At 39.8% G+C, this 21,720-nt stretch carries 20 protein-coding genes; 8 read left to right on the forward strand and 12 right to left on the reverse strand.

Annotation, left to right across the window (positions count from 1 at the left end):
* Window position 1: 1 nt before the first annotated feature.
* Both SOI82_RS02270 and SOI82_RS02275 read right to left on the reverse strand, forming a co-directional pair.
* Window positions 2-823: a carbon-nitrogen hydrolase family protein gene (locus tag SOI82_RS02270; RefSeq protein WP_320667768.1), complete on the reverse strand. Its 822-nt coding sequence runs from the start codon at window positions 821-823 to the stop codon at window positions 2-4.
* A 32-nt stretch (window positions 824-855) separates the two neighbouring features.
* On the reverse strand, window positions 856-1,587 hold the full coding sequence (locus tag SOI82_RS02275) for a 2-phosphosulfolactate phosphatase family protein (protein ID WP_320667769.1): 732 nt from the start codon (window positions 1,585-1,587) through the stop codon (window positions 856-858).
* 64 nt (window positions 1,588-1,651) lie between these two features.
* Here SOI82_RS02275 and SOI82_RS02280 point away from each other — a divergent pair, with 64 nt between their 5' ends.
* From SOI82_RS02280 to glmU, 4 genes are read left to right on the forward strand one after another with little or no spacing between them, the layout of a single operon-like run.
* Window positions 1,652-3,217, forward strand: coding sequence for a UbiD family decarboxylase (locus SOI82_RS02280; protein ID WP_320667770.1), 1,566 nt, complete (start codon window positions 1,652-1,654; stop codon window positions 3,215-3,217).
* 57 nt (window positions 3,218-3,274) lie between these two features.
* Complete coding sequence (aroA, locus tag SOI82_RS02285; protein ID WP_320667771.1) at window positions 3,275-4,603, forward strand: 3-phosphoshikimate 1-carboxyvinyltransferase; 1,329 nt, start codon at window positions 3,275-3,277, stop codon at window positions 4,601-4,603.
* On the forward strand, window positions 4,584-5,522 hold the full coding sequence (locus tag SOI82_RS02290; protein ID WP_320667772.1) for an MnmC family methyltransferase: 939 nt from the start codon (window positions 4,584-4,586) through the stop codon (window positions 5,520-5,522). The genes aroA and SOI82_RS02290 overlap by 20 nt, the downstream gene beginning before the upstream one ends.
* Before the next feature lie 39 nt (window positions 5,523-5,561).
* Complete coding sequence (gene glmU / locus SOI82_RS02295; RefSeq protein WP_320667773.1) at window positions 5,562-6,920, forward strand: bifunctional UDP-N-acetylglucosamine diphosphorylase/glucosamine-1-phosphate N-acetyltransferase GlmU; 1,359 nt, start codon at window positions 5,562-5,564, stop codon at window positions 6,918-6,920.
* Here the strand turns inward: glmU and SOI82_RS02300 are convergent.
* The 5 genes from SOI82_RS02300 to menD form a co-directional block, all read right to left on the reverse strand.
* Window positions 6,917-8,314, reverse strand: coding sequence for a UDP-N-acetylmuramoyl-tripeptide--D-alanyl-D-alanine ligase (locus tag SOI82_RS02300; RefSeq protein WP_320668456.1), 1,398 nt, complete (start codon window positions 8,312-8,314; stop codon window positions 6,917-6,919). The two genes, glmU and SOI82_RS02300, sit on opposite strands and share 4 nt — an antisense overlap.
* A gap of 5 nt (window positions 8,315-8,319) precedes the next feature.
* Window positions 8,320-9,018, reverse strand: coding sequence for a hypothetical protein (locus SOI82_RS02305; RefSeq protein ID WP_320667774.1), 699 nt, complete (start codon window positions 9,016-9,018; stop codon window positions 8,320-8,322).
* Window positions 9,019-9,112: 94 nt separating this feature from the next.
* A complete protein-coding gene (glgA, locus tag SOI82_RS02310; RefSeq protein WP_320667775.1) occupies window positions 9,113-10,585 on the reverse strand; it encodes a glycogen synthase GlgA in 1,473 nt (490 codons plus the stop codon).
* 51 nt (window positions 10,586-10,636) lie between these two features.
* Window positions 10,637-11,530 (reverse strand): 1,4-dihydroxy-2-naphthoyl-CoA synthase, encoded by an 894-nt coding sequence (gene menB, locus SOI82_RS02315; protein ID WP_320667776.1) that lies wholly within the window; start codon window positions 11,528-11,530, stop codon window positions 10,637-10,639.
* Window positions 11,523-13,334 (reverse strand): 2-succinyl-5-enolpyruvyl-6-hydroxy-3-cyclohexene-1-carboxylic-acid synthase, encoded by a 1,812-nt coding sequence (menD, locus tag SOI82_RS02320; RefSeq protein WP_414153537.1) that lies wholly within the window; start codon window positions 13,332-13,334, stop codon window positions 11,523-11,525. The genes menB and menD overlap by 8 nt, the downstream gene beginning before the upstream one ends.
* A gap of 71 nt (window positions 13,335-13,405) precedes the next feature.
* On the opposite strand from menD, the gene lepB reads away from it, so the two are divergent.
* Together lepB and SOI82_RS02330 are read left to right on the forward strand one after the other, a co-directional pair.
* Entirely contained in the window at window positions 13,406-13,996 is a 591-nt protein-coding gene (lepB, locus tag SOI82_RS02325) for a signal peptidase I (protein WP_320667777.1), read from the forward strand.
* 46 nt (window positions 13,997-14,042) lie between these two features.
* The gene (locus tag SOI82_RS02330) at window positions 14,043-14,393 is read left to right on the forward strand and encodes a DUF760 domain-containing protein (RefSeq protein WP_320667778.1); all 351 of its coding nucleotides are present in this window, start codon (window positions 14,043-14,045) and stop codon (window positions 14,391-14,393) included.
* Here the strand turns inward: SOI82_RS02330 and SOI82_RS02335 are convergent.
* From SOI82_RS02335 to SOI82_RS02355, 5 genes are all read right to left on the reverse strand, one after another.
* Window positions 14,383-15,588, reverse strand: coding sequence for a DUF4336 domain-containing protein (locus SOI82_RS02335; protein WP_320667779.1), 1,206 nt, complete (start codon window positions 15,586-15,588; stop codon window positions 14,383-14,385). The two genes, SOI82_RS02330 and SOI82_RS02335, sit on opposite strands and share 11 nt — an antisense overlap.
* Window positions 15,589-15,590: 2 nt before the next feature.
* Window positions 15,591-16,460, reverse strand: coding sequence for a metal ABC transporter permease (locus SOI82_RS02340; RefSeq protein WP_320667780.1), 870 nt, complete (start codon window positions 16,458-16,460; stop codon window positions 15,591-15,593).
* Window positions 16,453-17,250: a metal ABC transporter ATP-binding protein gene (locus SOI82_RS02345; RefSeq protein ID WP_320667781.1), complete on the reverse strand. Its 798-nt coding sequence runs from the start codon at window positions 17,248-17,250 to the stop codon at window positions 16,453-16,455. Before SOI82_RS02345 ends, SOI82_RS02340 begins: the two co-directional genes overlap by 8 nt.
* Entirely contained in the window at window positions 17,247-18,206 is a 960-nt protein-coding gene (locus SOI82_RS02350; RefSeq protein WP_320667782.1) for a metal ABC transporter substrate-binding protein, read from the reverse strand. The genes SOI82_RS02345 and SOI82_RS02350 overlap by 4 nt, the downstream gene beginning before the upstream one ends.
* A 199-nt stretch (window positions 18,207-18,405) precedes the next feature.
* Window positions 18,406-19,776 carry a YcjF family protein gene (locus SOI82_RS02355; RefSeq protein ID WP_320667783.1) on the reverse strand — a complete coding sequence of 457 codons (1,371 nt, stop codon included), beginning with the start codon at window positions 19,774-19,776 and terminating at the stop codon, window positions 18,406-18,408.
* A gap of 244 nt (window positions 19,777-20,020) precedes the next feature.
* Here SOI82_RS02355 and SOI82_RS02360 point away from each other — a divergent pair, with 244 nt between their 5' ends.
* On the forward strand, window positions 20,021-20,632 hold the full coding sequence (locus tag SOI82_RS02360; RefSeq protein WP_320667784.1) for a hypothetical protein: 612 nt from the start codon (window positions 20,021-20,023) through the stop codon (window positions 20,630-20,632).
* The gene (gene trpS / locus SOI82_RS02365) at window positions 20,633-21,652 is read left to right on the forward strand and encodes a tryptophan--tRNA ligase (RefSeq protein WP_320667785.1); all 1,020 of its coding nucleotides are present in this window, start codon (window positions 20,633-20,635) and stop codon (window positions 21,650-21,652) included.
* Window positions 21,653-21,720 lie beyond the last annotated feature (68 nt).

Below are 21,720 nucleotides of genomic sequence, written 5' to 3' on the forward strand. Positions count from 1 at the left end.
GCTAAAAAAGCTGAGGTTTTCTATGCTTCAAACAAGGCATTTGCTCTCTAATACGGCCAACATGTGAAGTATCAAGTGGGGCTATCGCAGCTCCTGGAATCACACCAGCATCTGCAAGAACTGTTCCCCAAGGATCAATAACCATCGCATGGCCATGACTATGGCGACGTTCATAATGCAAACCAGTTTGAGCAGGAGCTAAAACATATGCTGTGTTTTCAATAGCTCTAGCTTGAAGTAGTACTTGCCAATGATCCTTTCCGGTAAAAGCTGTAAAAGCTGCTGGAATCATAATTAATTCAGCACCTTCTTCAACTAAGTGTCGATATAACTCAGGGAAACGTACGTCATAGCAAATAGAAAGTCCAACTCTGCAAAGACCTGGTATATCAACAACAGGAGGAACATTTTCACCTGGGACTATTGTTGAAGATTCCCTATAAGTATTGCCTTCTGGAAGATCAACATCAAAAAGGTGAATCTTGTCATATCTCGCTAATAACTGGCCATCTTGACCAAAAAGCTCGGCTCGATTAAGAGTACGTTTTCCATCATCTACAGGAACTGGATAACCACCACCAAGAAGAGCTACTTGATAACGCTGAGCCATTGTGACCAGGAAACGACTGCACTTCTCTGCAAGTGATGCTGAAAGTTTTAGCCTCTCCTCATCGTCTCCCATAAATGCAAAATTCTCTGGCAAACCAATAAGTTCAGCACCTCTGCGGGCAGCAAGTTCTATTTGTTCTTCCGCCGCAGAAAAATTGACCTCAGGCTTAGAGGTGCTAGTTAGCTGCACAGCTGCTGCCAAAAAGTCAGACACAGGGTTGGTACGTAGAAATTGACTTTAAGAAATCATGATGCACTTAGCACCCCCACTTCAACTTGAAATGGCACTACATCAATTTGGTCTAGCTCCGAACAACATTTGAAATCAGCATCATGATCCCCCAGTCCAATGAGTCTTCTACCATGACTTGCTAGGCGTAAACAACCTTCTCTATCTTCCTTCCATTTATCCCATAAAGCCAAAGCTGCTGTTAATTCATCATTTACTATTTCGACAGAATTTGATGCTTTATCTAAAAGAAATGCCGCAAGGGCACCAGCAGCAAGGGAATCTTCCAAGGAATAGGTACCTTCCCATCCACTTCCGATGATGCAAAGCTGGTTAGGCATTTCACAAAGCAACCTCTCTGCAACTGCTCTGCGATTCGGTAAAGCCATGGTATATAAAGTTCCAGCATTTCTCACTACATCTAGTGAGCGTGTGCCATTTGTAGTACTCATAAAAAGTCTTTTCCCTCTAACCAGGCTGGGAAGAACATCTACAGGAGAATTACCTAAATCAAATCCTTCAATTCGTTTACCTCCGCGTTCACCAACTAGAAGCCTGGAGTCTTGAGGCCATTCATGTGATTTTTTTTTAAGTTGCTCCAGATCTGCAAAAGTCTCTACAGCCTCTGCTCCATTGTGCAGTGCCCATGCAATTGTAGTAGTAGCACGAAGGACATCTATTACAACTGCAGTTTCAGGTTCCAAGCCCTTTGGAACATCACCAGCCACATGAAAGTAAGAAAGGTCCATTAACTTCAACAATTATCACCATGGGCCACAGTAACTAAACCACCAAGCCAATTGTTTTGAACCAATGTCCCTACTTAGTCCTGGACCAGCGTCCCGTGACATGAGGAGTTTTATTGATCTATTAGAAACGCGAGGTCAATTAAGGAGAATCAAAGCAAAGGTCAACCCTGATCTAGAACTTGCTGCAATAAGTGACAGGGTACTTGCGATAGGAGGTCCTGCTCTCTTGTTCGAAAATGTGGAAGGTACCTCGATGCCTGTTGCGATAAATCTTCTAGGAACAATGGAAAGAGTTATCTGGAGTTTAGGGCTAGAAGAAGCTCAAGATCTTGAAGTATTAGGACAAAAACTAGCTTTGCTACAACAACCAAAACCACCTAAAGGCATAAAAGAAACGAAAGATTTTGCAAACGTAATTTGGGATCTAATAAAAGCTCGACCAGATTTCGACTTGACGCCACCTTGTCACCAAAAAATATTGAAAGGAAATCAAGTAAATCTTGATGATTTGCCCCTAATACGTCCCTGGCCCAAGGACGCTAGTGGTGTCATCACACTTGGACTAGTAATAACTAAAGACCCAGAGACAGGGGTCCCAAATGTTGGGGTTTATAGGCTGCAGCGTCAATCACCACAAACCATGACTGTTCACTGGTTAAGTGTTAGAGGAGGAGCACTTCACTTAAGAAAAGCTGAAGCACTCGGGAAAAAACTTGAAATAGCAGTGGCAATTGGTGTACATCCTCTTCTCGTAATGGCAGCTGCAACCCCAATTCCAGTACAAATGAGCGAATGGCTTTTTGCAGGGTTATATGCAGGCGAAGGTGTAAGGCTCACTCGTTGTAAAACAATAGATTTACAAGTTCCAAGTCATAGTGAAATAGTTCTTGAAGGAACCATCAGTCCTAAAGCAAAATTGGAAGATGGCCCTTTTGGAGACCACATGGGTTTTTATGGAGGTGTAGAGAATTCTCCGCTAATAAAGTTCCATTGCATAACACAAAGAAAAGATCCCATTTTTTTAACAACCTTTAGTGGAAGGCCACCTAAAGAAGAAGCAATGCTGGCTATCGCACTGAATCGAATCTATACACCTATCCTTCGTCAACAAATTCCTGAAATATTCGATTTCTTCCTTCCGATGGAAGCCCTTAGTTACAAACTTGCCATAATTTCTATAGAGAAAGCATATCCAGGCCAGGCCAAAAGAGCGGCTATGGCATTTTGGAGCGCACTTCCTCAATTCACCTACACAAAATTCGTTATCGTTGTCGACTCAAATATCAATGTCAGGGACCCACGTCAGGTGGTTTGGACATTAGCTAGTCAAGTAGATCCTCAAAGAGATCTTTTTATCTTAGAAAATACTCCCTTCGATAGTCTTGATTTTGCCAGTGAGAACATTGGCCTTGGGGGAAGGTTAGCAATTGACGCAACCAAAAAAATTGGCCCAGAAAAGAAACATGAATGGGGTGAAGCTCTAAGTCGACCTGAAGAACTTGAATCCAAAATTGATGCAAGGTGGGAAGAATTAGGACTATCAGACCTGGAAAATAAAGAGCCAGACCCAGCATTATTTGGTTATGTAATAGATGAGCTTTTACGTCAAAGGCAATTAACCAAGAACTAAAGAAGCCATCAAGCAAGTTAACCAATAAAATTAAATAGATAAACTGATCTTCTTTCCTTGAGCCTTACAAGTATCAATACATCAACTCGAAAGCTAAAGGCAGGTGGAAGGATATCAGGGATTGTGCGCGTGCCTGGCGATAAATCAATTTCTCACCGAGCACTACTCTTTGGAGCGATTGCAGAGGGCGAAACAACCATCGAAGGGTTATTGCCAGCAGAAGACCCAATAAGCACAGCCTCCTGCCTTCGGTTAATGGGAGTTCGTATAAGTCCCATTTCTCAAGGTGAAGTAGTCCATGTAGAAGGAGTTGGCTTAGAGGGGTTAGAAGAACCCAAAGAAGTCCTGAACTGCGGAAATTCAGGGACAACTATGCGACTAATTCTTGGATTATTAGTTGGGAGACAAGGCAAACATTTTGTTCTAACCGGGGATAAATCTCTAAGCAAAAGACCAATGCAAAGAGTAGGTCAGCCTCTGAAATTAATGGGGGCGCAAGTACGAGGTCGCGCTAATGGAAATCTTGCCCCACTGTCTGTATATGGACAACAGTTACGTGGAGCAGTTATTGGAACGCCTATCGCTAGCGCCCAAGTCAAATCAGCCATTTTACTAGCAGCACTAACAGCTGAAGGGCCTACAACGGTTATTGAGCCAGCGCATTCAAGAGACCACAGTGAAAGGATGTTGAAAGCATTTGGCGCCAATCTTCATATAGGAGGTGAAATGGGAAGGCATATAAATGTTATGCCAGGAGCAAACTTAAAAAGTCAAAAAATAGTTGTACCTGGAGATATAAGCTCTGCTGCATTCTGGTTAGTTGCAGCGGCTATCACTCCTGGATCACAAATAACAGTAAAAAATGTAGGGCTAAACCCTACTCGAACTGGAGTTCTAGAAGTTATGAAAGAAATGGAGGTGGATTTTGAGATCTTAAATAAGCAAGATATTGCAGGTGAACCTGTTGGAGATATAAAGGTGACTTATGGGAATCAACTAAAGCCATTCAAAATTGACGCGGAGATAATCCCTCGCCTAGTAGATGAAGTGCCCATACTTACTGTCGCAGCACTTTTTTGCAATGGAGATAGTCAAATATCAGGTGCAAGTGAACTGAGAGTAAAAGAAACAGATCGATTAGCTGTCATGGCACGGCAACTAAAGTTAATGGGTGCAAATATTGAAGAGCATTCTGATGGACTTACGATTCATGGAGACAATTCACTTCGCGGAGCATCATTAGATAGTGAGACAGATCATCGTGTAGCGATGAGTCTGGCAATAGCTGCGCTCTTGGCTAAAGATGATTCTAAACTTGCTAGAAGTGAAGCAGCCGCAGTCTCTTATCCAGATTTCTGGAACGACCTTGAACGTTTACAGAATTAAATCAACAACTGATATAAACATTTTTGGAGAATTATCTGTTTATCCAACAGATGATGGAAGCATTTCTATTCACAGCAGCAGATTTCGTGAAGGGTTTCATTGTTCAAGTGGAGCTTTAAAAGAAGCACAGAAAAAGTTTTTAAAGCCCGCCCAACTAGATCGCTTTAGCAACTCAACATGTATTCATGTCCTTGATGTATGTATGGGAATGGGATATAACTCTGCATGCATCTTCGAAGAATTAATTAAAAACTCAATACGATTTCAATGGTGGGGACTTGAAATCGACAATAGACCAATGAGTATTGGAATAAATAATCCAATTTTTAAATCACTTTGGTCACAAGAAGTTCAGGAAATTCTAATGGCCTTAAAAAACACCGGCTATTGGACCAATAATAAAAGTAGGGGCAAAATTCTTTGGGGAGACGCAAGGCACAAGTTGACATCTATTCCTAAAAGATTTTCTTTTGATCTAATACTGCATGACGCTTTTTCACCTAATAAGAACCCCATGCTTTGGAGTGAGGAATTTCTTTTTCTGCTAGCCCAAAAATTAACTCCTGATGGAAGGTTGATCACCTATTGCAGTGCAGCTGCAATAAGAGCAAGTCTTAGAAGGGCTGGATTAGAATTAGCCTCACAAGTTCCATTAACAAATGAAAAAAGAAAATGGAGTAATGGGACAATTGCCGTATCCAATACAAAAGAACTCACCCAAAAAGCTCAAGAGTCAATTTGGCAACCTTTAAGCCAAAGAGAAGAAGAGCACCTTTTAACAAAAGCGGCGGTTCCATACCGTGATCCAACCGGTACAAATAGTGATAGCGAGATTTTGCTACGTAGAGAAGAGGAACAAAAAAATAGTGATTTGGAAGTTACTAGCAACTGGAAACAAAGATGGGCAAAGGCACAGTAAAGCTCAAACCGGTAAATTTAAGGAAGATGCCAATAGCTCATGCTTGCTGTCGCAATATTGGCGGCCGGGAAAGGTACCCGCATGAAAAGTCAACTGCCAAAAGTCCTGCAATCACTAGCAGGTAAAAGCTTAATAGAACGTGTTTTAGCAAGTGTTAATGGACTAAAGCCAGATCGTGTATTGCTAATTGTTGGTCACCAGGCTGAGTTGATCAAAGAAAAGCTATGCCATATTCCAGAACTAGAGTTCATCAACCAAGTCCCTCAAAAAGGTACAGGACATGCAATACAGCAATTAATTCCAGTTCTAAAAGATTTCGAAGGAGAATTATTAGTATTAAATGGTGACGTACCTCTCTTAAGTAAAACAACGATAGCCAGGTTAATCCATCAACATCGGACATCAAAAGTAGAAGCAACATTCTTATCAGCAACTCTTTCAAGCCCTGAAGGATATGGGAGGGTATTTGCAGATGAACTAGGCAATGTAAGTGAAATAATCGAGGATCGCGATTGCAATCATGAACAAAAAGATAATAAACTTACAAATGCAGGTGTCTATGTTTATAACTGGGAAAAACTAAAACATATTCTCCCGAAGTTAACAAATAAAAATGAACAGAATGAATTATATATCACAGATACTATAAAAATGCTTGATAAATGCATGCACTTGCAGGTAGTCGACCCAGAAGAAGTAAGTGGTATAAATAATCGCCAACAACTTTCTTGTTGCGAAGAAATAATCCAGCAAAAACTAAGAGATTTTTGGATGTTAAATGGGGTTACCTTCATTGATGAAAATAGCTGTACATTAAGTGAGGAATGTGAGTTTGGTAATGACGTTATAATTGAGCCTCAAACACACTTCCGAGGACGCTGTCAGGTAGGTAATAACTGCACAATTGGACCAGGATCTCTTCTCAAAAATTGTGTGCTTGGCAATTTTGTGAAAGTAATGTTTTCAGTAATAAATGATGCAAAAGTAGGAAATAATGTTGAAATTGGTCCTTACTCTCATCTACGACCGAAGGCTTTAATTAATGATGAATGTAAAATAGGAAATTTCGTCGAGGTAAAAAAAAGTTTTATTGGCCAAGGTACTAAAATTAATCATCTCAGTTACATAGGTGACGCAGATCTTGGAAAGAATGTAAATATAGGTGCAGGCACTATCACAGCTAATTATGATGGAAAATATAAACATCTCACAAAAATTGGCAACAACTCCAATACTGGAGCAAATTCTGTTTTAGTTGCACCAATTGTTTTAGGAGCTGATATAACTGTTGGAGCAGGATCAACTCTCACAAAAGACGTGCCAAACGGTTCATTGGCAATTGGACGTGCAAAACAATTCAACAAGGAAGATTGGGAGATCAAAAAAAATACAAATTAATCCTCTAAGAAAAGAGAAATGAGACGTTCCAAGCCAATTGCTCTACTAGCTTTTAGCAAAACAACATCTCCTGGTCTCAACCAAGTTTGTAACTTGTAAAAGGCTTGCTCAGAAGTAGGAACGACTTCTACAAGTGGGATAGTTCCAGAAGCCTCCCTCATTACTTTTTCTTCTAAACCTCGTGAAACTATTACCAATCCATCGATAGATTTTTCAGCTGCATATTCGACAATCTGTCGATGAAATGAATCACTTTGATCTCCTAATTCAAGCATAGTACCTAATACTGCAAAGTGCCTACCAGGCTTACTAACTAAAAGGTTTAAGGCTGCCTTTACAGATTCTGGGGACGAATTATAAGTCTCATCAATAAGAGTAATCTGACCTGCTCTTAAAATCGTATGCCTTCCAGCTGGGATCTTTGTATTCAATTGTTTTAGAGATTCATTAGATACACCAAGCTCCCTTGCTACTGCTATTGCCAAAAGAAAATTCAGAGCATTGTGTCTACCTTCAACTGGAAGCTTATAAACTTCTCCTTCTAAAAGCAGCTCACTATTATCTCCTGAAATTTCACCAATAAGGTCCGCTTTTGGAAGATTAGGTAATATGTTTTCATTAGAAATAAATTGACTAGAACCATTATCAAAAATTCCAACCCTGATTACTCTTCCATTCCAAACTTTTATAAGTTCTTCTTCCAATAATCTATAACCTTCAGGAATAACAACTACGCCCGATGAGCTTAGAAAAGATGTAACTTCACATTTTGCTTTTGCAATATTCCTAAGACTTCCTAAGAGTTCTAAGTGGGCACTACCAACATTTGTAATGATAGCTATATTAGGTTCAGTACACTTAGAAAGACGTTTAATTTCTCCTAACCCCCTCATCCCCATCTCAACAATAATTGCTTGATGAGATGCATCTGCCGCCAATACTGTAAGAGGTACTCCTATATCATTATTATTATTTTCTGTAGTTGCTACCACCTTGCCTAGAGATTCAAGCGAACTTTTAACTAACTCTCTGGTTGTGGTTTTTCCAACTGAACCTGTAACCGCTATCAAGGGAATATTTAGATTTTTCCTGTGTAATAAGCAAAGTTGTTGATAAGCCTGCAATGTATTTGGCACTTTCCAGTAAACAAATCCTTCTGGAACTTGAATAGATGAGGTTGCTGAAATGACAGCTCCTTGAGCCCCACCTTCAAAGGCTTCTAAAAGGAAATTATGACCATCAAAAGATTTACCTTGTAAAGCAATAAAGAAATCTCCTTTTCTAATCTGTCTACTGTCAGTACAGATTGTTCCCAAAGTTGTATTGAGATTTTGTGGGGTTAAACATATAGCTTCTCCCCATATTTGCTTTAGATCTCCAAAGGTCAATAACATCAATACTAGACCTGTTCAAACAAAATAATTTCTTTTCCTATCCTAGAGTTTCGTGCCAAAAGGTGACCCATCTCATCATATAGCTGTAAATTCTCATAGCCTTTTATATAAACAACATCTAATAGATGTTCTGCCAATGAATTCTTCTCCGTGATGGTTAAATCTTGCCATTTTGGCCCTAGTTGTATCAAAATAGAATTCTTTAGAGATTCGATCTTAGAACCAACAAATAAGTCATCTGGATAATTAGAGAAAAAAGAATCTTCTTTCAAAATAGAGGATAAAACCACATCCATTTTCCATGCAGACAAATAACTTCCTTCTTTATTAATAAAAGGATAGTTAGTATTTTGGTGGTAATTATTCTGACTATCCTGCTTCAAAGGATGAGATATACTAGATTCTATTAATTGATCATCTATCTTCTCGAGAGTTGTACTATGTAAATGATATTTGAATGAAGTAAGTAAAGTTATTATAAGTGCCAACGCAAGCAATAAAGGTAATAAAATCATATTAATATATTTAGGCAAAAAGGGAATTGATAGCAAATCTCCTTCTTGATTAATTCTTATCAACTGTCTAACTCTTAGATATATATCAAAACCAATTGACTTTATATCGGTCTTCAAGGTTTTCCAAGGACTAATATAGGGAGCAGGCAAAGCTGATACATCCGAACTCTTATCCTTTTTATTATGCATAATCAATTGGAATTAAATTTCATAAAAAATTACTATTATCCTTGATTTTAATATTTTAGAGCCCCTAATGAATTTCATCTAACTAAATACTAATTCAAGCTTTGTTCTTTGCTTTCGAATCAGTTTTTAATGAGGGATCAGCACCTTGACCAACAGATAGCTTCTGCACTACATCTAAATCTGGAGAAGGTTCCTTTATTCCGCGCACTTCTTTATACATAAGATCATATTTAATAGCAGAACTATCCCAACTATAGTTCTGATTCATAGCCCTTAATTGTAATTTACGCCAACTGTCACGATGACGGAAAGCCTCCCAGGATCTTACCAAAGCTGTGTAGAAATCTATAGGTTCAAACCTATCAAAACAAAACCCTGTTCCACTTTCATTAGTTGGGTCATGGGGTAAAACAGTATCAACAAGACCTCCTACTTTTCTTACAATAGGTACAGATCCATAGCGCATAGCTAATAGCTGGCTAATTCCACAAGGTTCAAATCTGCTTGGCATCAAGAAAGCATCTGTACCCGCATATATCAAATGGGCAAGATCATCATCATAAGTTAGAAATACAGAAAATCGACCTGGATTCTCAATAGCAAGCTGCCAAAGAGCAGACTCCAAGTTTCTGTCACCAGATCCAAGAACAACTATCTGAGAGTCTGTATAAGAAAGTAATCGTTTAGCTACTTGGAGGAGCAAATCAACTCCTTTCTGATCAACTAGTCTACTGACCATTCCTAGTAAATATTTGTCAGGGTCTTCTTCCAACCCCATACGATTTTGTAGAACTTTCTTATTAAGGTCACGAGCAGAAAGGTCATCTACACTAAAGTTAGAAGGAAGTGTCTTATCTGAAGCAGGGTCCCAATATTCAAGGTCAATACCATTTAAAATTCCACGCAATTTCCCAGAAATATAATTAAGAAGGCCTTCCAAATTTTCTCCATATTCACTGGTACATATTTCTCTTGCATAAGTTGGGGAGACTGCATTAACCCTGTCTGAGTACAACATCGCGGCTGCCATTGTATGGTCGCCAGTCATATACCAAGGGCACCAAGTCATTCGGTCAAGTTTCCAACGCCAAGGCCCCTGATATTTCAGATTGTGGATTGTAAAAACAGTACTTATCTCAGGATCCTGATGCATCCACACAGGAATCATTCCTGTATGCCAATCATGACAATGGAGAACTTCAGGTTTCCATTTATTCCAAGCAAATTCTGCTGCTGCACTTGCAAAAAATGTAAATCTCCAATCCTCATCATCACCTCCATAAATCTTCTCAGTATCAAAAGCAGGATGTCCCACTAAATACAAAGGCAGTTCATTTGTTGGATGTCTTGTTTCATAAACAGAAAAATCGGAACCCATAGTATTAGCAATGAAAATTGGTTCATCAGGTACATCAAGCACGCTCCAAAGCTTGCTATATCCAGGAATAATTAAACGAACATCATGCCCCAGCTTCGACAAAGCTGGAGGCAATGATCCCACTACATCCCCCATTCCACCAACCTTGATCATCGGCGCGCATTCAGCAGCAGCAAATAAAACGCGCATTTCAATTCATTTAATAGCCGAGTGACTCTAAGAGTACGAAGGCCAATATCTTCATGGAAGCCATTCTGACCCAGAAAAGTCAGGCCTCCTTTTCTCTAAGAATGCATTTCTACCTTCCTGAGCTTCTTCCGTTCGATAAAAAAGATGAGTGGTATGTCCTGCCAATTCCTGCAGACCCATCAAACCATCTGTTTCAGCATTAAAAGCTGCTTTCAAACATCGAATTGCAGTAGGACTGTGCTGAAGAATTTCCTTTGCCCATTGAACTCCCTCTGATTCAAGTTCATCAAGAGGAACAATTGCATTTACCAACCCAAAATTCAAGGCTTCTTCAGGTCCGTATTGTCTACAAAGAAACCATATTTCTCTTGCCTTGCGTTGTCCTACAACTCTTGCCAAATATCCTGACCCAAAGCCTGCATCAAAACTGCCAACTTTCGGTCCAGTTTGTCCAAAAACAGCATTTTCAGCTGCCAAGCTAAGGTCACACAACAAGTGTAAAACCTGACCACCACCAATTGCGTAGCCAGCTACAAGAGCAATTACAACTTTTGGAAGACTACGAATAATCCTTTGTAGGTCAAGCACATTTAAACGTGGCAAACCGTCTTCATCTATATAACCTCCCTCTCCTCTAACACTTTGGTCTCCTCCAGAGCAAAAAGCATAACCTCCATCTGCGGAAGGACCGACTCCTGTAAAAAGGACAACACCAATATCTTTTTCATCTCGAATTCTTGTAAATGCATCACATAATTCCACAACAGTACGAGGTCTAAATGCATTGCGCTTTTCTGGGCGATTGATTGCAACCCTTGCAATGCCAAGTGTGGTTTTATCAAGCAAAATATCTTGATAATCCCCCCAAGGTTCCCACTCAGCATTAGCTTCTCCTGGTAAAACTCTTCTCGAAGAGTTAGATAGGCAGTCAGAGTCTTTAGCCATTGATTTCATTCAGCTGTGAATTTTTTTGATAATCAAACTGAAGATGCTTAGAAAAAAGCATACGAATCTCTCTCCTCATATCAGCATCTAAAACAGGATTCGTACAAACACGAAGCAATACTGGGCCGGACATGGAAAGGCTCCAATCAAGTGCTAGTTGTAAATCCTCTAAACATGAAACTTGTCGATAAGGGATACCATGAGATTTGGCTAATGAAAGAATATCTATTGTCTGAGGCATTGCAAATAGCCTTTGAAAAGAATCATTTGATTCTGTCTCTAAATTAATTTGTTTGAAGATTCCACCACCGCCATTATCAATAACCAACACAACCAATGGAGGTTTTTGGGATTGGGAGAATAACCAGCCATTGCTGTCATGAAGCAATGCTAGATCTCCTGTGATCAAAATAGTAGGGCCAAGAGCCATTGATAAACCCATACCTAAAGATAAGGTCCCATCTATTCCAGACGCCCCTCTGAACCCAAAACAACGTCTCTGAAGAGATTCCTTACCTCCATAAGAAAGCCAGTCTCTAACCGGACTGCTTGCTGCAAGCATGACTGGAATGCCAGAAGGTAACAAATTTGGCAACCAATGTGCGAGTACAGGCTCACTAATCACTCCATGCAAAACTAATTTTTTATCCAACCAATCTTTTGCGATTTGATCTTTTTGGAGACACAAATTCAAAAGTCTTGTTGATTCTGTCTTATCAATATTTAAAGAAAGCAAAAATTGAGCCTCTAACTTTTCCAACCAACTCACAAATCCTCCGCTCCATTGGGAGGACAGTCCTAAAGGGTCAAGGTTCCGATAATCACCTTCTGTAATTAGAACTTGTACTTTACCTATAGAAAGCAACCAATCTTCAAGGTTCCTACTAGAAGGCATAGGGCCTAATCTCAAAACTTGCATATCTTTTTTTGGAATTGATAAACCAGAACAAAGAAGTAAATCCCAATTACTAATTAGACCAGGTTGATCAAAAGAAACTCCAGAAAGGGGGTCTGCAAAAACTGGCCAGCCGCAAATTGATTGCCACTTGCGAAGTGCTACCTGAAAAGCGGCCAAATTTTCACTTTTACCTCTCCAAGGACCTACCACAACAACACCTGGACTAGAAGGATCTAATGAAGGCAAGGAAAATAATGAGTCTTTGCAGGGTAAATCATGAAAATTAGGAATATTTCCCTTTTTAAACTTAAAAGATCCTTTTAAAGAGAGCTTGAAAACTTCTTTTTGCTCAATTAAAGAGGCATGTAATGGTTCTTCTATTGGAAGGTTAAGGTGAACTGGACCAGGGAAACAATGTGCTTTCTGCCAACATTTACTCACTAAGGCATATATCTCATCGGCAGGAAGGTGATGTATACCAGCATTAGGTCCTTGTTCAAAAGATCTACAAGCAGGGCGAAGAAACTCTTCCTGGTTGACAGTCTGATTAGATCCACAATTCTTCAACCTTATAGGTCTGTCTGCAGTAAGAAATAAAATAGGTTGAGTGGATCTATCAGCCTCAATCGCTGCTGGCAAAAGATTAGCAACCGCGCTTCCTGAAGTAGTTATCACCACAACAGCCTTACCATTAGCAGTACTTATTCCTAAGGCCAAGAAGGCAGCCGAACGTTCATCAATGCAACTAACGAGTTTCAAGAGGCCTCTATTAGCCAGTTCGCCCGCAGCGAGGGCTAACGGACCCGAGCGGCTTCCTGGGCATAGCACGATATGTTCCAGCCCCATTGCATGAAAAGCCACCAAGAGCTCTTGACAAGCAATTAAATTTTTGCGTGCTATTGACAGTGCTTGAAGATGAACTTGTCTAATCCTCGGACAAAATGGGCCGATATAACAGATCTAAATAAAAGGTTTCTATGAATTCCTCCCAAAAGAAACAAAAGTCGGAGAATAAAAACGGATGGTTCTCCTTTCTCATCTGGCTAACACTTGCCTTATTACTGAGGTGGCAAGTAATTGAGCCCAGATGGATTCCATCAGGGTCCATGCTTCCAACTTTGGAAGTTAAAGACAGAATTTTGGTAGAGAAAGTGAGTCCAAAGATAAATTTTCTTCGAAAAAGACAACTTTCGATTGAAAGCGTTGTCGTTTTTCACCCACCAAAACAGTTAATAAATGCAGGATATGACAAAAATTCAGCATTAATAAAACGTATCGTGGGACTCCCAGGAGACAAAATCGAAGTTCATAAAGGCCAATTAATTCGCAACGATAAAGAAATTAATGAATCATGGCGAGTACTTCCAATCAATTATGAAATGGATGCTGTGATAATCCCAAATCACTCTCTATGGGTATTAGGGGACAATAGAAATAACAGCCTTGACTCTCATCTCTGGGGATTACTGCCTGAAGGAAATGTAATTGGAACTGCTATCTGGAGATACTGGCCAATAAATAAATTTGGACCTATTCGGTTCCCCACCCCTCAAAAAATTAGAACTTGAGACCTTACTGCGATAAGGTCTTACACATGATGGAAAGCACACTGGGATGTTTAACCAGGAGTTTCTAGCCACAGATAACAATGATGGTCAGGACGGCAATGCACTGATCCAATATCTGCAGGAGCAATCACCAGATGTTCTGCAGCGTGTTGCCAAATCAGCTAGTCCAGACATCCAAGATATTATTCGCCACAATGTTCAAGGCCTTTTAGGAATGCTTCCTGGCGAGCAATTCGAAGTTAAGGTCACTTCAACAAGAGATAACTTTGCCAGTCTTCTAGCTTCAGCAATGATGACTGGGTATTTCCTACGTCAAATGGAACAAAGGAAGGAACTTGAAGAATCACTTTTCTCCGATGAAGAGATGGCTATTAACCCAGAAGATCTCAATCTTTAAAAGGAGCTAACGGATCGGAAGGCACAACACCATTTTCAAGAAGAGTTCTATCTAAAGTATCTAAGAAACGCCAATTACCTTTATCAATTGCCCATGGATTTTTAGAGATATTTTCTCTTAATAATTTGATTGACCTAAAGGTAAACGGTATTGGAGCTGAGTAGTGTGCTGGAATTAACCATCTTATTCTTCTTAAAGTGCTTAGCTGATCTAGCCATTTAAGATATGCATCTTTAGCTCTTGGAAAAACAAGCCTCTCTAAAACTGGAGGTATCTGTATTTTGGGATCTTGATAACCGATTAAATCTTTTGCTGACTTATCCCAGCCCTCCTTCCACTCAAAAGGGAAAACACCAAAATGAGATTTCGGATTGCGTAATCCAGGCTTAAAAGCAACTTTTAAAATATTCATTATTGATGGAATAGAAAGTTTTTCAGGTCTTAGAAAAGAAGCAAACAAAACTAATCTTAACCATCCCTTTCTTCTTGCTTCAAGTGAATCTATTAATGGTTCATCGCCCTTTTCTCGAGAATGAAATAAAAGAGGCGAAGGATCAAAATTAAATATTGCTGGGGGCTCATTGTTTATAGCAATCAAAGCATCTGTAACCAACAAAGAATTCGATTGCTTATGAAAGCATGAGATTTCCTGAAATCTTCCCAGACCAAGATCTAAAGGCCCTAAAGAAAACCAACTACATGTATCTTCATGGGGGACTCCATCTTCCAGCAAAACCTTCGTCCGCCTTCTTGGAATACCAACCAAATCTAAAGGAATATTCAAAGGAAAACTCCATTGACCAGGACAAATCCATAATTCCGCTTCAGGGAAAGCACGCGCCATAGCAGGCAAAAATATTTTGTGTTCCAAACCAGAAGCTGTTGGCAAGACGATTGTTTGGACAGGGCCATGTTCTTTTTCAAGTTTATTCAAGCTCCTAAGAAGTTCTTCTGTAGGAGGAAGGGGGTTAACCAGCATCAATCCGCCTGGAACCTTTACAACAGTCAATCTCACTGGAACAGCAACGTAATAAAGGCCTTGTAATTGCTCAAAACCCCAAATTTGATTTGGGATCAATTCATTAAAAAGAGTATTTCTACGACCATAGGGATAAAGAGGCAAAAGGGGCCACCATGCCCAATTCTTAGGAGAAGAACCATCCCTTCTCTGGAGTAATTCGTATTGTTTAATCACACCTACAAATGAGTAGCAGTTTGAGACTTCAGGATGCCATATCGAGGAGCAAATAAGAAAGCTAGAAGAAAGATAAGAGTTTGAACAAGAACTATTGATCCCCCTGTCTCAATATCTGACCAATAACTTATATATACTCCAATAATACTAGAAATAGCACTACTAATAATTGCCAAGTAAGTCATTCGATCAAACCTATCTGTAAGTAGATATGCTGTAGCTCCAGGTGTAATTAACATTGCGACCACTAAAATAATCCCAACAGTTTGAAGCCCAGCGACTGCTGCTAGCGATAATACAGACAAGAGTAAATAATGAAGAATTCCAGTATTGATTCCTATAGATCTAGCATGTGTCGCGTCAAAGCAATACAGCATCAGGTCCCTACGAAATAGGAGCAGCACAGCAACAACTACGGCAGATATTATAAGAGTTTGTGTGACATCAGAAGAGGATATTCCTAGTGGGCTTCCAAAAAGTATGTGCATCAAATCAATATTACTTTTTATCTTAGAAACTAATACCAATCCAAGTGCAAAAAAACCAGTAAAAACAAGACCTATAACTGTATCTTCCTTAATTCTTGATTTCTGCTTTACGAAGCCAATCAGTGCTACTGAGCCAACACCAAAAACAAAAGCCCCTATAGAAAAAGGCAAGCCAAGAGCATAAGCAACAACAACACCTGGCATTACTGCATGTGAAACCGCATCTCCCATCAAAGCCCATCCCTTAAGGGTCATATAACAAGACAGAAGGCCACAAACTCCTCCAACCAATGCACTTACCATTAATGCTCTACGCATAAACTCGTGACTAAGCGGTTCAACTAACAATGAAAAGGGAGTTATTGCCCCGAAAAGTTCATTCATTCAAAAAACCTTCAGAGGGTGTAGGCCCAGAAAGAACATTAGGAGGCATTCCACCAAATGTTTTAGAAAGGTTCTCATCAGTGAAAATCTCTGATGTTTCTCCATATGCCAAAACAGTTTTATTAATTAGAACAACAAGATCACAGAAATCTCTTACATGACTTAGATCATGAGTTGAGATAAGGATTGTTCTACCTTCCTTTCGGAACTGGAAGAACAACTGCGACATTAGTTTTTCAGTACGAACATCCACACCTGAAAAAGGTTCATCCAAAAGAAGTACAGACGCTCTCTGGGCAATCGCTCTAGCAAGAAAAGCTCTCTTCCTTTGCCCTCCAGAAAGTGCTCCTATAGGCCTTTTACGCAATTCAAGGAGATCAACCCTTTCAAGCGCATGCCAAACAGCCTTTCTATCGGATTCCCTTGGAATACGAAGGAAATTCATAGACCCATATCTGCCCATCATCACGACATCCCAAACACTTACAGGAAAAGAGCAATCTATCCCTTCATTTTGAGGCACATAAGCAACAGACTGGTCTCTCTGCGCCTTAGGCACGGCAGAACCATTAATCCGAATAGTCCCTCTAGATGGACGGACAAAACCCATCAAGGCCTTAAAAAACGTTGACTTCCCTGCGCCATTCATACCTACAAGGCCACATATAGAACCAGCTTTTAACTGAAGGCTGGCGTCATACAGGGCCACAGTTCCGTTGTAATCAACACATACCTCATGAGCTTCGATTCCTAGGACAGGCATATGAAGCTGAGCGTTCAAAGAATTCATAATTGCTGAGAAAACTCTTTGGCAAGTCCTTTTTGAATTAAGTGAACATTATGTCTTTGAAGATCTAACAAGGTTGATGCAGGTCCACCTTCCTTCGAAAGCGAGTCAACATAAAAAATACCTCCAAAGACTGCTCCAGTCGCTCTAGCTACTTCCTGTTGAGCTTTTGAACTCACAGTGCTCTCGCAAAAGATTGTTGGAATCTGTCTTTCCTTGATTACTTTCATTAAATTGAGCATACGTCTTGGCGTGACCTGGCTTTCGGCATTCACTGGCCAAAGATATGCCTCATCCATGCCATAGTCTTTAGCCAAGTATGTAAAAGCACCTTCGCAACTAACAAGAACTCTTCTTTCTTTCGGTATCAATGACAACGTTTCTCGTAGTTCCATATCAAGTTTCTTTAGCTTTGCCTTATACCTCTCTCCATTTTGTATAAAAAACTGCTTACCTAATGGGTCAAGAAGAATAAAAGCAGAAACTAGATTATCAACATAATGCATAGCCCTTAAAGGTGACATCCAAGCATGAGGATTCGGCTTACCTGAATAAACATCTCCTTCAATCAACAAAGGATCAATTCCGTCACTCAAAACAATAGTGGGAATATCACCTGCAGCTGCTGTAAATTTTTTAGCCCAAAGCTCTAAACCTAAACCATTCTCGACTAATAAGTCAGCATTAGATGCTTTAACTAAATCGCTAGGTGTAGGCTGATAACCATGGATTTCAGCACCATGTTTAGTTATTGACTTAACTAATAATCTATTTCCTGCAACATTACTTGCCATGTCAGCCAATATAGTAAACGTTGTCAAAACTATTGGCTTGCCATGATCAACATTTTTGTTCTGATTAATACCTTTAGGAAGACCACAAGAAGACAAAAGAAGTAAAAAACAAAAAGCAACAGGAAGTCTTTTGAAACGGAATACTGATTGTATTATTTTCTGCATAAATAATTAACATTCAAGGTGTCTTAGTAGAACTAATTATAGACATATGAGTGCCTCTATTGATGGAAACATTTGAGTTTTTTTTGTAGAGTGCTTTGGAAATTAACCTGAATTATTTTTTTAAAGAGTTTCAAGGGATTCATTACTATTCTAAAAAAAAGAGAAAAGGGCAGATGAATAGAGATTTAGACATTAATACTTAGGTCGCCTCTAAATAAGTTGTTTCAATAGATGGATTGTTATTTCGATCATTTATCCATGTCCCTGCTTGCTTTAAAAAAGATGTCCAATCAAGTCGTTCTTGTCTTGCTGCATTTGCTATAAGCTTTGGAGCTTGTTTTTTCAATGCTTCTAAATCTGGTTCAGAGACTCCATTATTCAAAGCCATCCAATCAGCCATCGAACGTCCTACAACTCTAGTTAGATAAGCCGCACTAAGAGCCTGCATTGTTCCTGCAGCTAACCAGCTACTTCCATGTAATTTGGCCACACCAAGTAATGCATGTCCACTCCACTCAACTACACCCTGAGCTACTGCTGCTCCAGCCAATTGCCTAGCTATTAACTGGAGTGATTCTGCTCCCCAAGAACACGACCATATTTGAGCCATTTCTTGTATCATTAACCCATTTGCAACAGAAATTGCCAACAAATCAGTAGTAGGAACAGGAGATGCAAATACTGCGCCAGCTACTACCCATTGAGTTCTCTGTTGAATATTTCTGAATTTTGCTCTGCGCAAACTTTCAAGATCGGCTTGCCAAGAACTATGTAATTTAGCGAGCACTCTTTGTCGTGTTAAATCAATATTCTTCTGAGGGTATTTTAGAACTCTTCGAACAGGCGTTAAAAGCTTAGTTAGATCTTTTTCAGTATTGTTCCAACGAAGAATTCGGTCTGTCCATCGATGTGGCAATTGAGATTGAAGTGCCTTTAATTGTTCGGGCCAATCTAATGAAGAATTATCATCTACCATCAGCCATGAAGGTTGATCATTTGGCACCTTTTCAAGCCATAAAAGATCTGAGGCCATTAATGGCAAAGGCAAAACATAAACGAGTAAATCTTGCTCAAAAAGAGTCTTTGGCCAAATCCAGGCATTGTCTTTGAGAGGAAGAGAAGAAGACCACGAAAGATTTAAAGGATTCGGACCACAGATGGCAGATTCAACGGAGCATCTATCTGGAAGATGAACTCCCTTAGAACTAACAAAAGCAATATTTTGAGGGCCAGAACGATTAATAATTTCATTAAGAATATTTAATCTCTGATTATTCTTTCCAATTGAATTTTCTTCTCCATCCAACGATTTAAATTCTTCCAACACTTTCTGGCAACGTGTCACCCATCCTTGAACAGTAGTCGGGGCCTCAAAATGGCCTCCTAAAGGTTTAGAAAGCCAGAAAATTCCAGCGCCAAGTACTAAAACACCAAGTCCTCCTCCAGGGACATGTATGAGGTCTGTAAAGAACCACTGACCAAGGGCTAAGGAACCTAAGAGGATTGCACCTTTGGTTAATGGTCCTGCAATAAAAGATGACGAGCTTGATTGAAGGTAGGGGATTTTCACGAAACCAACGAAAAGCCATATTTTTATTTTTAGCCAAATTAGAAAGACAGGGCAATAATTGAAGATTGTAAAGAGGCTTATCTAAAGGGTTTTCAAAGAAAAACACACACAAACAGTTACCGTTTTTTTTGTACAAAAAGATTTAAACAAATTCATGAGATGTGAATCTGCTGAAGGAGTGAAGAAAATCATCGGCAGGAGGACGAAGATGAGTCACACTTAGCCTGACAACAGGTAGAAGGACATGGGTGATTCCTACAGCGACCCTCATCAAAAGAACAGAAGCTATGAGGGCAATCGAGATGATTCTCGCGCTGGTTTCAGAGGAGGAAGGGGTCCAGGTAGCAGATCTCAGGGAGGAAGAGAAGGTGGAGGCTTTCGAATCCGACTTAGTGACAATGAAATGCGTGCCGCTCGCGCACTCCAAGAAGCCTTTAACCTTCGTTCAACAGTTGCAGTTCTTGGATTTGCCATTCGAACTCTTGCCCAGATGCTTGAGGAAGGAAAGCTTGATGAGCTAGTAACACAAACACGTTCTCAAATGTCCAATGCGGGAAATAGAAGGGAAGATGGAAGACAAGGTTCACGAAGACGCTTTGACGGAGAAGAACAAAACTTCAATAGAGGAGTTCCTAAGCCCAACCCTTTTGCGAGACCAGAAAAGCCTCAACCAGCTGTTCAAGATAACGGTCATGAAGAAGACAGCTCTCAACAAATAGCAGACGAGGGAACGGTCTCTGATGAGGTTGAAAAGACATCATCAATAGAACAAGCCTCAGAAAGTGACAAAAAAGAAGCAGGGTTAAATGATTCCTCAGAGGAAGAGGCTCAAACAAATCAAGAGAGCATTCAATAAGTGGGCCGCAAGCGTGTTCTTTCTGGTGTTCAACCAACAGGAGCCTTACATCTTGGCAACTGGCTCGGTGCAATTCGAAACTGGGTAAAGCTGCAAGAAGATCATGAAACCTTTGTATGTGTAGTAGACCTACACGCAATAACAGTGCCCCATGATCCAAGTTTACTGGCAGAAAATACACTTAAAACTGCTGCTTTATATATAGCTTGTGGAATGAATCCACAACAATGTTCAATATTTATTCAAAGTCAAATAGCTGCACATAGTGAACTTTGTTGGTTACTTAACTGTGTCACGCCACTTAATTGGATGGAGCGGATGATCCAATTTAAAGAGAAATCGGTAAAACAAGGTGACAATGTTTCTATCGGTCTGCTGGACTATCCAGTCTTGATGGCTGCGGATATTCTTCTTTATGATGCTGATCTAGTACCAGTTGGGGAAGATCAAAAACAGCATCTAGAATTAGCTAGAGACATTGCTCAACAAAGAATAAATTCTCGCTTTGGTTCTGAATCAATCCCAATTTTAAAAGTTCCAACCCCACTAATAATCAAAGAAGGCGCAAAGGTTATGAGTCTCACAGAAGGTAATAACAAGATGAGTAAAAGTGACCCAAATGAGAACAGTAGAATTACATTACTAGATCCACCAGACTTAATTAAAAAGAAAATAAAGCGTGCAAAAACAGACCAACATTTTGGCCTGGAATTTGACAATCCTAACAGACCTGAAGCTGACAATCTACTAAGTCTTTATGCCATCTTGAGTGGAATGGGAAGAGAGAATGTAGCAAGAGAATGCTCACAGATGGGTTGGGGGACCTTTAAACCATTATTAACAGAAGCAACTATATCTGCTTTAGAACCAATTCAAAACAAATACAAAGAACTCATGAAAGATCGGACTGAGCTCCATTACATTCTCGACAATGGAAAGAATCAAGCAGAAGAAGTCGCGAATTCAACTCTAAAACGTTTGCAATTAGCACTTGGACTACTTAGGAAGAACCAAAACTAATCCTTTTATACCTAATAGATACGATGATCTCTTTCTGTATAATTAGCAAGAAGATAAATTTTCTACAC

Origin of the sequence: Prochlorococcus sp. MIT 1307 (assembly GCF_034092395.1) — a bacterium.
GTDB lineage: Bacteria > Cyanobacteriota > Cyanobacteriia > PCC-6307 > Cyanobiaceae > AG-363-K07.